The 12,688-nt window shown below is 67.7% G+C and carries 16 protein-coding genes, 1 tRNA gene and 1 pseudogene; 7 read left to right on the top strand and 11 right to left on the bottom strand.

All coding sequences use genetic code 11. From position 1 onward, the window contains the following. The first annotated feature begins 63 nt into the window (after positions 1-63). A complete protein-coding gene (ltrA, locus tag ACFYW9_RS27535) occupies positions 64-1,317 on the top strand; it encodes a group II intron reverse transcriptase/maturase (RefSeq protein WP_389155544.1) in 1,254 nt (417 codons plus the stop codon). 177 nt (positions 1,318-1,494) lie between these two features. Here ltrA and ACFYW9_RS27530 read toward each other — a convergent pair. The 3 genes from ACFYW9_RS27530 to ACFYW9_RS27520 form a co-directional block, all read right to left on the bottom strand. Then, positions 1,495-1,568: transfer RNA gene (locus ACFYW9_RS27530), tRNA-Met, on the bottom strand. A gap of 240 nt (positions 1,569-1,808) precedes the next feature. Next, positions 1,809-2,201, bottom strand: coding sequence for a hypothetical protein (locus ACFYW9_RS27525; RefSeq protein ID WP_389155541.1), 393 nt, complete (start codon positions 2,199-2,201; stop codon positions 1,809-1,811). Further along, positions 2,198-2,401 carry a hypothetical protein gene (locus ACFYW9_RS27520; RefSeq protein WP_351876234.1) on the bottom strand — a complete coding sequence of 68 codons (204 nt, stop codon included), beginning with the start codon at positions 2,399-2,401 and terminating at the stop codon, positions 2,198-2,200. Before ACFYW9_RS27520 ends, ACFYW9_RS27525 begins: the two co-directional genes overlap by 4 nt. A 557-nt stretch (positions 2,402-2,958) precedes the next feature. Here ACFYW9_RS27520 and ACFYW9_RS27515 point away from each other — a divergent pair. After that, the gene (locus ACFYW9_RS27515) at positions 2,959-3,492 is read left to right on the top strand and encodes an AAA family ATPase (RefSeq protein WP_389155538.1); all 534 of its coding nucleotides are present in this window, start codon (positions 2,959-2,961) and stop codon (positions 3,490-3,492) included. A 203-nt stretch (positions 3,493-3,695) separates the two neighbouring features. Here the strand turns inward: ACFYW9_RS27515 and ACFYW9_RS27510 are convergent, their stop codons facing one another. After that, the gene (locus ACFYW9_RS27510; RefSeq protein ID WP_389155535.1) at positions 3,696-3,902 is read right to left on the bottom strand and encodes a hypothetical protein; all 207 of its coding nucleotides are present in this window, start codon (positions 3,900-3,902) and stop codon (positions 3,696-3,698) included. 708 nt (positions 3,903-4,610) lie between these two features. Beyond that, positions 4,611-5,471, bottom strand: a complete 861-nt coding sequence (locus tag ACFYW9_RS27505; protein WP_389155532.1) for an SDR family oxidoreductase — start codon at positions 5,469-5,471, stop codon at positions 4,611-4,613. A gap of 88 nt (positions 5,472-5,559) precedes the next feature. Between ACFYW9_RS27505 and ACFYW9_RS27500 the strand changes: the two genes are divergently transcribed. Continuing rightward, positions 5,560-6,288, top strand: a complete 729-nt coding sequence (locus ACFYW9_RS27500; protein WP_389155529.1) for a TetR/AcrR family transcriptional regulator — start codon at positions 5,560-5,562, stop codon at positions 6,286-6,288. A 653-nt stretch (positions 6,289-6,941) separates the two neighbouring features. Here ACFYW9_RS27500 and ACFYW9_RS27495 read toward each other — a convergent pair. Together ACFYW9_RS27495 and ACFYW9_RS27490 are read right to left on the bottom strand one after the other, a co-directional pair. Further along, on the bottom strand, positions 6,942-7,148 hold the full coding sequence (locus ACFYW9_RS27495) for a hypothetical protein (protein ID WP_389155526.1): 207 nt from the start codon (positions 7,146-7,148) through the stop codon (positions 6,942-6,944). A gap of 390 nt (positions 7,149-7,538) precedes the next feature. Next, positions 7,539-8,171: a TetR/AcrR family transcriptional regulator gene (locus tag ACFYW9_RS27490; RefSeq protein WP_389155523.1), complete on the bottom strand. Its 633-nt coding sequence runs from the start codon at positions 8,169-8,171 to the stop codon at positions 7,539-7,541. A 62-nt stretch (positions 8,172-8,233) separates the two neighbouring features. Here ACFYW9_RS27490 and ACFYW9_RS27485 point away from each other — a divergent pair, with 62 nt between their 5' ends. The 3 genes from ACFYW9_RS27485 to ACFYW9_RS27475 all read left to right on the top strand — a co-directional run bounded on the left by ACFYW9_RS27485 (position 8,234) and on the right by ACFYW9_RS27475 (position 10,074). After that, positions 8,234-8,524, top strand: a complete 291-nt coding sequence (locus ACFYW9_RS27485) for a hypothetical protein (RefSeq protein ID WP_389155520.1) — start codon at positions 8,234-8,236, stop codon at positions 8,522-8,524. A gap of 493 nt (positions 8,525-9,017) precedes the next feature. After that, on the top strand, positions 9,018-9,161 hold the full coding sequence (locus ACFYW9_RS27480) for a hypothetical protein (protein WP_389155517.1): 144 nt from the start codon (positions 9,018-9,020) through the stop codon (positions 9,159-9,161). Between the two features lie 142 nt (positions 9,162-9,303). Then, a complete protein-coding gene (locus ACFYW9_RS27475) occupies positions 9,304-10,074 on the top strand; it encodes an aminoglycoside adenylyltransferase family protein (protein ID WP_389155514.1) in 771 nt (256 codons plus the stop codon). Positions 10,075-10,276: 202 nt separating this feature from the next. Here the strand turns inward: ACFYW9_RS27475 and ACFYW9_RS27470 are convergent, their stop codons facing one another. Both ACFYW9_RS27470 and ACFYW9_RS27465 read right to left on the bottom strand, forming a co-directional pair. Next, on the bottom strand, positions 10,277-10,486 hold the full coding sequence (locus ACFYW9_RS27470) for a hypothetical protein (protein WP_389155511.1): 210 nt from the start codon (positions 10,484-10,486) through the stop codon (positions 10,277-10,279). 285 nt (positions 10,487-10,771) lie between these two features. Continuing rightward, positions 10,772-10,903: a hypothetical protein gene (locus ACFYW9_RS27465; protein ID WP_389155508.1), complete on the bottom strand. Its 132-nt coding sequence runs from the start codon at positions 10,901-10,903 to the stop codon at positions 10,772-10,774. A gap of 359 nt (positions 10,904-11,262) precedes the next feature. Here ACFYW9_RS27465 and ACFYW9_RS27460 point away from each other — a divergent pair, with 359 nt between their 5' ends. Beyond that, positions 11,263-11,478 carry a hypothetical protein gene (locus tag ACFYW9_RS27460; RefSeq protein WP_389155505.1) on the top strand — a complete coding sequence of 72 codons (216 nt, stop codon included), beginning with the start codon at positions 11,263-11,265 and terminating at the stop codon, positions 11,476-11,478. Between the two features lie 732 nt (positions 11,479-12,210). On the opposite strand, the gene ACFYW9_RS27455 is transcribed toward ACFYW9_RS27460, so the two are convergent. Together ACFYW9_RS27455 and ACFYW9_RS27450 are read right to left on the bottom strand one after the other, a co-directional pair. Further along, positions 12,211-12,486: a transposase gene (locus ACFYW9_RS27455; RefSeq protein WP_389155831.1), complete on the bottom strand. Its 276-nt coding sequence runs from the start codon at positions 12,484-12,486 to the stop codon at positions 12,211-12,213. 9 nt (positions 12,487-12,495) lie between these two features. Beyond that, positions 12,496-12,688, bottom strand: a pseudogene (locus ACFYW9_RS27450) (transposase); the annotation flags it as partial.

The raw sequence follows: 12,688 nt of genomic DNA, 5'->3' as shown, positions 1-12,688 counted from the left end.
AAGGGGCCGGGTCATCCGTGGCTGTGTGTGTCTGGTCAACCGGACGTTCTCCGGGAGGAGCCGATGGACAAGCTGAAGTCACCGAACAAGTCGTTCGAGATCTCCAAGTGGGAAGTACTGGAGGCATATCGGGAGGTCAAGAGGAATCAAGGGGCGCCAGGGGTGGACGGGCAGTCCATCGAGGACTTCGAGGTCGACTTGAAGGGCAACCTTTACAAGATCTGGAATCGAATGTCCTCGGGGACGTACTTCCCTCCTCCGGTGCGTGCGGTGGAGATTCCGAAACAGCATGGCGGCGGCACGAGAATGCTGGGCATTCCTACTGTTGCCGATCGTGTGGCGCAAACCGTGGTGGCCAGGCATCTGGGAATCTGCGTGGAGCCTGTCTTTCACGTGGATTCCTATGGATACCAGCCGAGACGGTCTGCGCTGGATGCGGTAGAGCGATGCCGGCGGCGGTGTTGGGGGAAGGACTGGGTGATCGATCTCGACATCCAGAAGTTCTTCGACAGCGTCCGCTGGGACCTCATCGTCAAGGCCGTGGAAGCTCACACCGACGCCGTTTGGGTGAAGTTGTATGTTGATCGGTGGCTCCGAGCGCCGCTTCAACTACCCGACGGCACCTTGCAGAAGCGGGACCGTGGAACCCCTCAGGGATCGGCGGTCTCGCCCGTGCTGGCGAACCTGTTCATGCACTACGCGTTCGACACGTGGCTCACCCGGATGTATCCGGGCGTCGAGTTCGAACGGTATGCGGATGACGCGGTCGTGCACTGCGTCAGCGAGCGCCAGGCCCGCGAGGTCCTGGCCGCGCTCGCGAACAGAATGGGCGATGTCGGGCTGCGGCTGCATCCCGGCAAGACCCGGATCGTGTACTGCAAGGACGGCAAGCGGCGCGGCTCCTACGAGCACACGTCGTTCACCTTCCTCGGGTTCACCTTCCGAGCCCGCGGGGCGCGGAACAGGAACGGTACGAACTTCACCGGCTTTCTGCCCGCGATCAGCAAGGACGCCCAGAAGAAGATCAGCACGGAGATCCGCTCGTGGCGGCTCCACCGGCAGATCCACCTCACCTTCTTCGACCTCGCACGACGCATCAACCCGATCGTGCGGGGCTGGATGCAGTACTACGGGGCGTTCTACCGCTCCGAGCTGCATCCCCTCCTTCATCGCATCAACACCTACCTGATGCGATGGGTCCGCAAGAAGTATCGACGGCTCAGGTCGTTCAAGAAGGCCCACGCATGCTGGAACCGCGTCACGCGCCAGTATCCGAGGCTCTTTGCCCAGTGGGCATGGACACCAGAGTTCCGGTGATCAGGAGGACAAGAGCCGTGTAACGGGAGACTGTTACGCACGGTTCTGTGGGAGCCCGGGGGTGCGATTCCCCCGGGCGACCCGACCATGACCGGCGCGCGTGGCTGCAACGCCGCGTGCCCTGGGGCTGGGCACGCCTGAGGGGCCGGCACATCGTGCCGGCCCCTCAGGTTTCAGTAGCGGGGACAGGATTTGAACCTGCGACCTCTGGGTTATGAGCCCAGCGAGCTACCGAGCTGCTCCACCCCGCGTCGGATTCCTCTACCTTACGCCAACTGTCCCAACCATCATGACCATGATCGAAAGCCTGTCGTGAGGGCGTCGGCGAACGCGGCCGTGGCTGCACCGGATGACGGGTTCGGCTGCGAGACCAACCGCTTCGGCTGCGAGACGGCGTCGCCGCGGATGCGCTGCTGCGGCGGAAAACGAGGGTGGCCGAGGTCAGCCAGTAGCCGACATGAGACGGTCCCGGCGGTGTGCGCCGGGACCGGTCAGGCTTCGGAGCCGGTGCGCCACGAGCGGATGGCCGCCGCGGTGTCCCTCAGTCCTGCCTCCCCGGCGCGGATATCCCCGGCCAGGGCCCACAGAGCCTTGGACTCCGGGGCGACCGGCCGACCGGAGAGCTGCATGTACGCCTGGGCGGCCGACCAGCCGATGACCAGGTTGTAGTCGGCGAACGGCTTCAGCGTGAGCGCGAGGTAGAAGAACGTCGCCGCACGCACCTCCGGCTCCTCGTAGTACGGAGAGCCCGCGATCTGCTCGTAGCGGTGGGCGGTGCCCGTCCAGTGCAGGGCCCCCCAATCGCTGATGTCCACGTTGGGAGGTGCGGCCTCGGACTGGACCGTGAGCAGCCATCCGGGATCCACGTAGACGATCGGGCTCACCGAAGGCCTTCCGGAGCGTCCTCGACCGCGGCCAGCGCCACGGAGTAAGCGCCGCGGGCAGCGTCCAGGAACGCGGCCCGGTCCACCTCGGCCACGAGCACCTTGTGCGCGAGGGAGCGGGTCGAAACGCCCTTGGCCTTGGCGTAGTCGTTCAGACGTTCCAGTTCTTCAGGGCTGAGGTCAACGGAAATCTTGGGCATGAACCCACTGTAGAGGCAGGAGCGGAGGCACTGCTAGAGGCATTGTGGGCGGGAGCGTGCCGCGGACCGCCCGGGGCCGGGTACCCCTTCACTCTCCCCCGTGGACTACAGATTCGGCGTGAAGGCGCTGCCGTCAGCTTGATGACCCAGCCGCGCAGGGCACGGACCTGGCCGCTGACCAGCCGCCAGGTCCAGCCACCGAACCAGGACGACGCGCGCCCGTGAGTAGGTGATGTCTACGACGAGAGCGATCCGGCTCAGGCGCACGCGTTCTCCGGGCCCAGCAGCGAGCAGGCGCGGCACGAACGTAAAGCCAGCCACTTCCTGGCCTTCACGGACGTTCTCGGCCGAAGGCAGAAGGCCTCGTAGTGGCGCAGATGCATGGTGGCCAGCGCCGGTGTCCGCACCCGCACCAGTTGGGCTGGCCGGTCCGCTCCACCGCATGCACCAGCGGCAGCAGCGCGTCGTCATCGCGGGCAGTCGCGGCCGGATCACCCACGCGAAGGGCATGGGGTGGCAGCCTGGAGGAGAGGGCATTTCCGACGGAGGAAGAACGCGTGAGGGTGGCGGAACCCGGCGGGGCGCAGGACGGTCGCGAGACCGTACCGGTGGTGTGGCTGCTGACCGGGCTGACCGGCTCGGGCAAGACCACGTTCGCGAAGCGGCGACTGGAGCTGGCCGGGGCGGTGCGGCTCTCGGTGGACGAGATCGTGCACGCCCGACACGGCCGGTACGGCGTGGACTACCCGGAGCGAGAATATTTCGCCCTGGAGGCCCCCGTGGTCGCCGAAGTCCGCGAGCGGCTGGTCAACCTGGTTACCGCCGGCCGTGACGTAGTCCTGGACCACGGCCTGTGGCTGCGCTCCTCCCGGGACGAGTGGAGGAAGCTCATCGAAGAGGCGGGCGGACAGTGGCGGCTGTTCTACTTCCCTGTCCCTCACGAGGAACTGCTGCGTCGCCTGCGGGAGCGCAATCAGCGTGAGGACGGCAACGCGTTGATGGTCACCGAGTCGGCACTGAAGGACTTCTACGCACGCTTCGAACCCCCTCACGACGAGGACGAAGAGATCATCGAGCCCGGTTCGTTCTGACCTGATGGCGGCGCCAAGCGGCGGTCGGCGGCCAGCACCGTCGCCTCCGTTGCCCACCAGGCAGGTATCCGTTTCCCAGGGGGCCGGATGCATGGTCGAAGATCGCCACCTGGGGGGGAGCTCACCAGCTTGCCGAACTGACATCGCGGCCTGGCCGGATGCGCACCGACTGCTGCGCGGGCGGTCTGCGGCGCGTGAGGTGGTCAGTGGGTCGAGATTTGGTAGTCGTCGACGGGTGGTGCTGCACCGATGCCCCAGCCCTGGACGAAATGCTCTGCGGTGAAACTGGACATGCCGACCTGCGCTGCAACGTTCTCGATCAAGTACGGCGGGGTCGGTCGGCGGCGCGAGGCGAGAGTCCGTTGGGCCTGCCTGAATGCACGTTCTCGATCGGGGCGGCGGTAGGTCATGACGCCAGGATCGCAGGCGTTCAGACCTCGCCTGACCATCTGTGGATAACCCTGTGCTCGCACTCCTCGGTAAGAAGGTAAGCGAGCCTGGCCGGTCAAGCTCCGATGCGACGCGATCAAGCCCAGCGAGACGGGACAAACGCGGCGCGAGCCCGGTTCAGGAGCCAGCCTCACGCACGCCGCGGACAGCGTCACGGATATCGAGGACCACCACCCCGTCAATCTCCTCAATGTGGCCAGAGCCGAAACGGACCCACAGTGGCCAGGCCCGGCCGAACCGTTTCCGGCTACGTGCCCTACTTGACTCCATGACTGATCAAGCTCCTGACCTGCACAGCAGATCAATCAAGCACTCAAGAGTCTCGGCTTCTGCAAGGTCTGACGCACTCCCGGGCTGGCTCCGCTTCATGCGCCCCCGCGTGATCGCGGACGTCGCACCAGAGGTGGTTTTTTCTCGCGCGCCTACCACCACAACCCCATGGCCCACACGCGCCGACCCGTCGGCGCGTGATACTGCCCCTGATGAGGCTTTCGTGTCAGCACGGGGCGGAGCTGACCCCTGGAAACGTGGCTGGCGGGGCAAATGACCACGCCCCTGACGCTTGCGCGTTGGGCTGGGGCGTCAGGGGTGCGTGTTTCGCAGGGTGATGACGACGAGTCGCCGGGTGCGTCCTTGTAGGCTCACGCTTTCTGCGCGCCCCACAGGATCTATTCGGCCCAGGCATGTTCCAGCAGGGCGCCGAAGGTGGCGGGCTTTCGGCCGATCAGCTCGGCCAGCGTCGAGTCGACGGCGGTGAACTCGCCATTTCGTGCCGCTGCGAAGATGCTCAGCATCAGGTCGGCGATCGGGGCCGGGGTGCCGTGCGTCAGTGCCTGCTCGCGGAAGGCGTCGTCGGGGACGACGGTGTGAGTGAAGGGCCGTCCGGTGGCCTGGGACGCGATCTCGGCGATGGTGCCGAAGTCGAGCGTCGTCGCGCCGGTGAGCGGCGGGGTGGGCCCTTCGAATCGGCCGTTCTTGGTGAGGATCACCGCGGTGGCCTCGGCGAGGTCGTTGTGGCCGGTCCAGGCGACGGGGCCGTCGGCGGGGAGGGCGATGTCGCCGGTGTGGCGGGCGGACTCCAGGAACTGCATGGCGCTGGCCGCGTAGAAGCCGTTGCGCAGCGCGGTCCAGGGCAGGCCGGTGGCGCGCAGGAGGTCCTCGGTCTGGGCGTGGTCCCGGCATGCCTGGAAGCGGGAGTCGTGGGCGGCGCCCATCTGGCTGGTGTAGAGGATGCGGCCGACGCCGGCTTTCACGGCGGCGTCGATGGCGGTGCGATGGCCGGTGACGCACTCCTCGCCGATGCGGTCGAGGGAGACGAGGAGCAGCTGCTCGGCCCCCTCGAAGGCGTGTACGAGCGAGGCGGGGTCGTCGAAGCTGCCCTGCCGGACACGGACGCCGCGGTCGGCGAGGTCCTGGGCCTTGCGGGGGTCGCGGACGCTGACGCCGACGCGGTCGGCGTGGACGCGCTCCAGGAGGTGTTCGACGGTGCTGCGGCCGAGTTTTCCGGTGGCTCCGGTCACGATGATCATTGGGTTCTCCCGACGCTGTTTCCAGTGGAATCATTTCGACGGTAACACTGGAATATCAATGGAACCAAGTCTTCGATATCATCGATTCATGGCCACGCACGACACCACCGACACTCCTCGTCGCCGCATCGTTGAGGCGGCCGTCGAGCTACTGGAGAACGGCGGCCCAGACGCGGTGAGCACCCGCGCGGTCGCCGCCACGGCCGGAACGCAGCCTCCGGCGATCTATCGCCTCTTCGGAGACAAGGAGGGGCTCCTTGAGGCCGTCGCCGAGCACGGCTACGCGCAGTTCCTGGAGGGCAAGCGCGCGCAGCTCGACTCCGATCCGCAGGACCCGGTGGAGGAGTTGCGCTGCGGCTGGGACATGGTGGTGGAGTTCGGGGTCTCCCGCCCTGAGCTGTTCGCGGTAATGAACAGGGCCACCGGCCGGGGGGCGGACATGGCACACCGCGCGGGCCTGGAGATTCTCCACGGCCGGGTGCGCCGACTGGCGGCCGGGGGGTGGCTGCGGGTCGACGAGGAGCTGGCCGCCCAGATCATCCAGGCCACCGGTCGAGGAGCGGTCACCACCTGGCACTCCACCCCAGCAGAACGCCGCAATCCGGCGCTGCTGACCGCTCTTCGCGAGGCCATGGTCGCCGCCATCACCCGCGCCGAACCGACGGTCCCCGCGGCGGAGACCGGCCCCGCCGCAGCGGCCCGCGCACTGCGCGCCGCTCTCCCAGATGATGCCGATGTCCTAAGCGACGCCGAACAGCACCTGCTGCGCGAGTGGCTCACCCGCCTGGCAGCGGACAGTGGCGCTCCGTATGTCTGATCGCGCGCCAGGAGCCCTCGGCGCACCCAGCAGTGCAAGATGGACACCCGTGCCTTTCTGGCCTTGACGTGCGAGCGGGCCTGCGGTCCGGACGCCGATCCAGCTTGGGCTGTCTTCACCGCGCCCCAGGTGGCGCAGCGGATCCGGGGCGAGCGGCGCGCGGCCGCGCTGCGCTGACTGCGCGGGTCGTATGAGGCACACGAGGCGTGTCTTCCAAGGAGGTCGCGGATGAGGCGGGACGCCACGCCGCCGAGTTCCTTCTTCGCCGGTGTCTGGCCGAACTGCACGCTGTCCGCCAGCCCATGAGCGGATGCGTCCGCGCGTAGGCGGCATCACGGTGGCTGCGGTGTAGTCGAGGTTGCTCCGTCGGCATCCAACGCCGCGACAGGCATCGACTGCCGCGCCTTGTCGTCCGTGCCACCCACCAGCATCGGGGGTCCGGTGAAGTGGAAGGCTCGGTAGGGCTCCAGTCGGTGATGAGAGCCCGGCGTGGTGCCGGTTCGAGAGCGCGCGTCGGTATCCGGGTTGGGGGGTCTCGGTCGCGTGCTGGCATCCAACGGACGGGGGACCGCCGTCCTCGTCGAGACCGAACCCGTCTGGCACTGCCAGTAGAGCTCGCGACACGCCAATGTGCTCCGTTCCGGGTTGGCGTGTCATGTGCTGACGAGTTCGTTCCAGTGGTCGGCGAGGGCGGGAATGGGCTGGGGGACAGGTCCCAGGAGTCCGCTGTGGGGGGCTTCAAGTTCGTCGATGGCGTATTTGGCGGCGTCTTCGGAGACGGCGGGGCCCGAGCGGGGGAGGGTGTAGCGGACGCTGGGGCCGGGGGAGGGATTGGCGCTGGTGTCGGCGCGGTGGGGCACCGGGGTGTAGCTGCTCCAATTTAGGCGGTTGAGGCGGTGAATCTGGCCGGCCCAGTGTTGAGCGTCGCGCATGTCGCCGTGACGCAGGTGGAGCAGGTAGAGGCTCAGGGCGGCGGTGGTGCTGCCGGCGCCCGCGGCGTAGTGCCACCAAAACTGGGTTCTGGCACAGATCTTGGGGAGCGGTCGTAGAGCGTCACCTTGGTGTTCGATTGCAAGGGGGCGGGTCGAGTGAGACCGCGTACGCCTACTAGTTTGGCAGCCGAAAATGACGCTCCATCAAATCCTTTTTCGTAGCCCCTCTCGCGTACGTCCAGTCCCCGTATCGCCGGATGTTGAAGACCGGCGACAGCGCGCATACCGCCGACGCTGGAGGCAGTCAGGTGACCGGGATCAGGCGAGCAGCAGTCGGCACCAGCCATCGGCGAGCCATCGCTCGAACTGCTCGGGCGGCCAGCCGCGGTCCTCGACCAGCAGGCAGTAGAACTCGGGCGAGTTGGTGGCCCAGATGACGTCGGCCACCTCCTCCAGGTCCAGCCCGTGGCGCAGCTGGCCTGTCGCGGCCAGGTCCCGGGCGAGCAGTCGCATGTTGTCCGCCCGGCGTCGGGCGATGCTCTGCCAGACTTCTGCGACCTCCGGCGGCCCCGCTCGGGCGACGCGCAGCAGCGGGGCCAGCCGGGCGTGCATTTCCCGGACGGCCCGCGCGTAGCGGCGCAGTTTGCGGGCCGCGTCCGGCTCGGCGCGCATCTCGCGCACGTAGTCGCGCTCTGCGGCCGGGACGGTGTCGCCGGTGCCGGAGATGGCGGATTCCACCAGTTGCAGGAACAGCGCCGGTTTGCGGCCCGCCACTGTGTAGACGGTGTCGACTGCGACGCCGGCGCACTCGGCGAGCTGCGCCATCGTGGTCGCCGCGTAGCCGCGTTCGGTGAACAGCCGCGTTGCCGTGTCCAGGATCGCCTGCCGGGTCGCCTGTGCCGCCGCCCGGCGGCGGCTCGTGTCGTACTGCCTCTTGACTGGTCTCTCCACACGATCGATGCTAGCCATATTCATCCGAAATGGCTTCGGTTGAATATGAGGGATGTGGTCCCGTGACGTACGCGTTCACCTTCGAGGTGCCGATCGACCCGGCCACCTACGCACGTATCAAGGAAGGGCTGGGGCCGGACAAGCCCCGGGGGTTGGTGGCCCATCTCGTCCACCGCACACCCGGCGGGCTGCGGTACACCGATGTCTGGGAGTCGGAGGCCGACTGGAAGAGGTTCGTCGAGGAGCGTCTGCACCCGGTCGTGGACCAGGTGGTCACCGCGGCGCTGGGCTTCCGTCCGCCCGAGCCCGCGGTTGAGCACCTGGAGATGGTCGACGCCTGGATCGGCGGCTGACCGGGGGCGGCCAAGGCCCCGGAGCCAGGCGCAGAGTCTACGGCTGGATGGCCTTCTGACGGGTGGCTGAGCCGCCGCATCTGATGGGGCATCTCCAGTAAATTCCCATGGGTTCAGTTGCGGGGGCGGTCAGCGAATGGGGCGGATCATCATGATGGGGGTGGGGGGAGGCCGAGCCGGTGAGGGCCGGCTCCTGCCGACGTCTTCGTACCCTTACGACGTCTAGAGCGCCCGGGCCTTCCGTCTTCGGCAGCCGGGTCGGCCATGAATGGGACGAACGGGGTGTCGTGGATGGTGAGAGGAGCGTCGGACGGCCGTTCGGCTGTCGGTGCGGGCATGTAACGGCTGGTGGGCTTGGCCGTGCGCAACCCGTTGCCGCCTTGGTGGGGGCCAGCAGCTCGGCCAATGCCCGAGAAGTGGACCCGTGGCCGCATTCTGTGGAGTCGCGACCGGCGTCCCAGAATGCCGTCCGGGTGTCTTTTAGCACGACCCCGTGATCACCAGCGACGCCGAGGAGTCCGAGGACAGCGTGCGGGACGGCGACAAACTCTGGAACCTGACCCTGCTCGGCGGCCGCGGAGTTGTGGGCAGGCCAGCGGGAGAGATGGGTGGGACCGCCTGGAACGCTCGTCCGTAACCGGGTCAAACGCCTCCAGTACCAGCCGGACACCCTCGGCGGCTTCATCACCGGAACTGGCCTCGCCCTCGGCACATCGCCCTGACCGGCCGAAGCCAGATAATGCGGTGCAGTCGGCCGGATGACAGGAGACGCTGGTGCAGTGAATCAGGTTCAACAGATCGTGGAGCTGGTCGAGGGTGTGCTGGGCCAAGATGTCCTCGGCACCTACCTCCATGGTTCCGGTGTGCTCGGTGGACTCAGGCCGGCCAGCGACGTGGATGTACTGGTCATTTCCCGGCGGCGAATGGACGAGCAGGATCGACGGACACTCCTGGGTGGACTGCTCCGGATCTCCGGCTCTCGAAACAAGGCACGCCCGGTCGAGCTCACCGTGGTCGTCCAGTCCGAGGTTCGGCCGTGGCGGTACCCGCCGACCGCCGACTTCCTCTACGGCGAGTGGCTGCGCGCCGAATACGAGGCCGGGCAGGTCCCCCAGCCGGAGCCGATGCCCGATCTGGCCCTACTGATCACCATGACGCTGACCGGCGACCATCCCCTCGTCGGCCCGCGCCCGGCGCAGGTCCTGGACCCGGTCCCGCGGGCCGACTTGGTCCGGGCGAGCGTGGCGGGCATCACCGGTCTGCTCGACGACCTGCACAGCGACACCCGCAACGTCCTGCTGACCTTCGCCCGCATCTGGACCACACTCGCCACTGGCCAGATCAAGTCGAAGGATGCCGCTGCCGGTTGGGCCCTCGCCCAGCTCCCGCCCGAGCACCGTCCTGTCCTCGAACACGCCAGGGAGCTCTACCTCAACTGGCCCTACTCCGAGGAGAGCTGGAGCGATGCGTTGCAGGCGCAGGTGCGTCCGCATGTGGACCGCGTGCTCGCTGAGATCGACCGGCTGCGCAATCGAACCCTGCGGACGTGAGGACCACGGCCTGAAGTTCCAGGAGCCGAACCTGACAGTCGCCCACCTGCATTCGGCCGAGCCCTCCAGCACCGAGTGAGCCAGCTCGCCGGCGGACAACACTCACGAGAACGCCCCCGGACCGAGTGAGCTGGTCAGGGGGCGTTCGTCTGTGGTGGGTGTGGGACTGGAACCCATGGTGACATTGCTGCCACGACGGTTTTCAAGATTGTGTGCGGGGTGCGGCCTGCCGACGCAGCCCCCGGGCACGGAACCGGCTGCTCGCGAAGATGCCGACGCCGATGGACAGAGCGATCAGCAAGATCGAAGCCCCGCCGTCCAGGGTCACGTGGAGGCCCTGGGCTGTCGTGGACCCGAGAAGGGCGACGAGCGCAGTGAACGTCGCGGCTGCCACGGCAAGGGCGATTGCCATTTCAGCCCACCACATCGTCTGAGTCGGTCGAGTCGTCGTGGCGTTGTCGTACATCACGCACGTGGGTGCTGTACAACTGCGAGGCACAGCAGGCATCGAGACCGGAGCCGACCGTCAGTACTCCCGTCATTGCAGGTCAGCGGGTCCTCTCCGGTTCCGGCATCCACAGCCTGGGCGGCGTCTGAGCCGTGCGGCGGTGGGAGGTGCAGCGCCGATGCCGGAGCCGCGCAACCGGTGGTACGCCTGGCTTCGTTGCCGGAAGCGGGCGTCCGCTCGGTGGCCGGATCAGGAGACGTGCGCCCGCCAGACGGAGAGGTCGCCCTCGTCCGCGTCCTCGAAGCCGACCGCGACCGGTTCGTCGCCGTCCGCCAGGAGGTGGACGGTGCACTGCGTCACCTTGCCGCCGGGCGTGACCATGTCACCGGACCCGCCGGACGGGCAGGCTGCGATTTCCAGGCCGTCGAGGAGAACACGGCGGCTTCTCGACGACGCCGCCGACCACCCGCACCTAGTCCTGTCGCGGACACGCATCGGTGGTCCGCGTCCGAGGCGGAGGGAGGCCTCGTGGATGTTGTGGCGTCGTTCCCGGGGGGTGGGCGGGCGGCGGGAGTCGTGGAGTCGGGGGGTGGTGTGCTCGTCTGATGGGTGTTGGTCGGGGTTGTCCGGCCGGGCTGCGGCCGTCCGGGTGTGCTGGAGCCGTGTCGGGTGGTTGGCCGGGAGCCGGTTGGCCATGCTGGGCGGGTATCAGCGCGTTGTCCGGCGACGAGGAGTGCGGCATGCCGATGGACTCGGTGGCCAGGTTTTTGGCGGTTCTGAATCCTGAGGATCGGCGGTCTGTCGAGGCCGGACCACGTGATGAGCAGGAGCGGCTCGCTGCGGCCTGGGAAAGCGAGTTGGAGGCAGACGCCGAACTCGACACGCTCGATGAGTTGTCGCCGTCTGCGGCGGAGGCGGAGGCGGCCCGTCGTGTCCTGGACCGCAGAGGCGGTTGACCTCCCTTTTTGGTGCCCGTTGCTGCGGTGCTTGCAGGTGCCGTCCGTGACGGTGGTGGCCCGCTTTTGTTGCGTATGCCGGGTGTTGCCGTCACTGTGTCTTTGCCAGGCGGTGCCCGTGTACGCCGCGAGGGGGTCTTGGTGGCGCGGGAATCCCCGCTGTGCGGCGGGATCACATCTGCCGTGCCGCGGGGAAGAGCGGGTCGTGCCTGACCGCCTTGTCGGCCTGGATCGGCCGGGTGCCCGGGTAGAGCCGGTCGCGGTTGAGGTCGATGCCGTGGATCAGCCGTCGGCTCGCGTCGGTGTTGCGGGCGGGGAGGTTTGCTTGCTCGGCGTTGGTTCATCCGGTGTTTTGAGAGGGCCAAAGAGCGGTTCGGCCCCGCGCGGCTCGCGTCCCGGCCGTGGTTCAGGGGGCCGTGTTTCGGCTCCCGCTCCGGTTTGGGGACCTGCTGCTCGCTGAGTCTTGGTGGTCCGGGTGAGTCTTTCGGCAGGACTCCGGCCTCGCCGCGGTCGCGGCGATGGCGGCGTCATCGCTTCACCGGCCGCTCGCCGATGCGCGGCACGGCAGCTGTCTCACGGTTGTTCTCCCCGCGCTCGAAGCGTTTCACGTCCTGCGGCCGGGTCCGCTTTCGCCCGGCTCTCCCGGCATCGGTCGACCCGCCGCCGTGCGCGTGTCTCATGGTCCAGAGCCGCCCGGGCTGAGCGGCCGCCGTCAGGCGATCGGCGCCGACATCATCCGATCAAGTTCAGTGGCCCGCGCTGGCGTCCGGTTTGGGAGTGGCGGGTTGTTCCGTATTTGTTGGGTGTCGGTCGGCGGTTGACGGGAACGGTGCCGCGGGTGTCGACGAGCAGGTGCCGTTTGATGCCGCTGACCTTCTTGCCGCCGTCGTACCGGTGTAGGCCGCCGCGCTCACTGACCCTAACGCTCTGGCTGTCCACAACAGCGGCACTGGGGATGGGATCGCGGCCGAGCTGTACCCGCTCGCGTTCGCGCAGTGCCGTCAGCATCCGTTCCCACACGCCTTCTTGCTGCCATCGCCGCCAGCAGTGGCAGACCCTCTGCCACGGTGGCAGATCATGCGGCAGCAGTCTCCAGACGCAGCCGGACTGGTGGTGTGTTGGTGGGTTAGGTGGTGGGGCCGGTGATGGTGGTGTTGAAGACGGTGTGGTTTTGCTGGTGTCCGGTGATGTGGATGGTGGTGGTGGTGTT

It is taken from the genome of Streptomyces sp. NPDC002698, assembly GCF_042888945.1.
In the GTDB taxonomy this organism is placed as follows: Bacteria; Actinomycetota; Actinomycetes; order Streptomycetales; family Streptomycetaceae; genus Streptomyces.
This window is presented reverse-complemented; position numbering and strand designations above follow the sequence as displayed.

Excerpts from the sequence above, each read along its gene's own strand:
- ltrA (WP_389155544.1), top strand. The coding sequence starts at position 64 with ATGGACAAGCTGAAGTCACCGAACAAGTCGTTCGAGATCTCCAAGTGG.
- ACFYW9_RS27520 (WP_351876234.1), bottom strand. The coding sequence starts at position 2,401 with ATGCCCAAGATTTCCGTTGACCTCAGCCCTGAAGAACTGGAACGTCTG.
- ACFYW9_RS27510 (WP_389155535.1), bottom strand. The coding sequence starts at position 3,902 with ATGACCTACCGCCGCCCCGATCGAGAACGTGCATTCAGGCAGGCCCAA.
- ACFYW9_RS27505 (WP_389155532.1), bottom strand. The coding sequence starts at position 5,471 with ATGATCATCGTGACCGGAGCCACCGGAAAACTCGGCCGCAGCACCGTC.
- ACFYW9_RS27500 (WP_389155529.1), top strand. The coding sequence starts at position 5,560 with ATGGCCACGCACGACACCACCGACACTCCTCGTCGCCGCATCGTTGAG.
- ACFYW9_RS27470 (WP_389155511.1), bottom strand. The coding sequence starts at position 10,486 with ATGGCAATCGCCCTTGCCGTGGCAGCCGCGACGTTCACTGCGCTCGTC.
- ACFYW9_RS27465 (WP_389155508.1), bottom strand. The coding sequence starts at position 10,903 with ATGGTCACGCCCGGCGGCAAGGTGACGCAGTGCACCGTCCACCTCCTG.
- ACFYW9_RS27460 (WP_389155505.1), top strand. The coding sequence starts at position 11,263 with ATGCCGATGGACTCGGTGGCCAGGTTTTTGGCGGTTCTGAATCCTGAG.
- ACFYW9_RS27455 (WP_389155831.1), bottom strand. The coding sequence starts at position 12,486 with ATGCTGACGGCACTGCGCGAACGCGAGCGGGTACAGCTCGGCCGCGAT.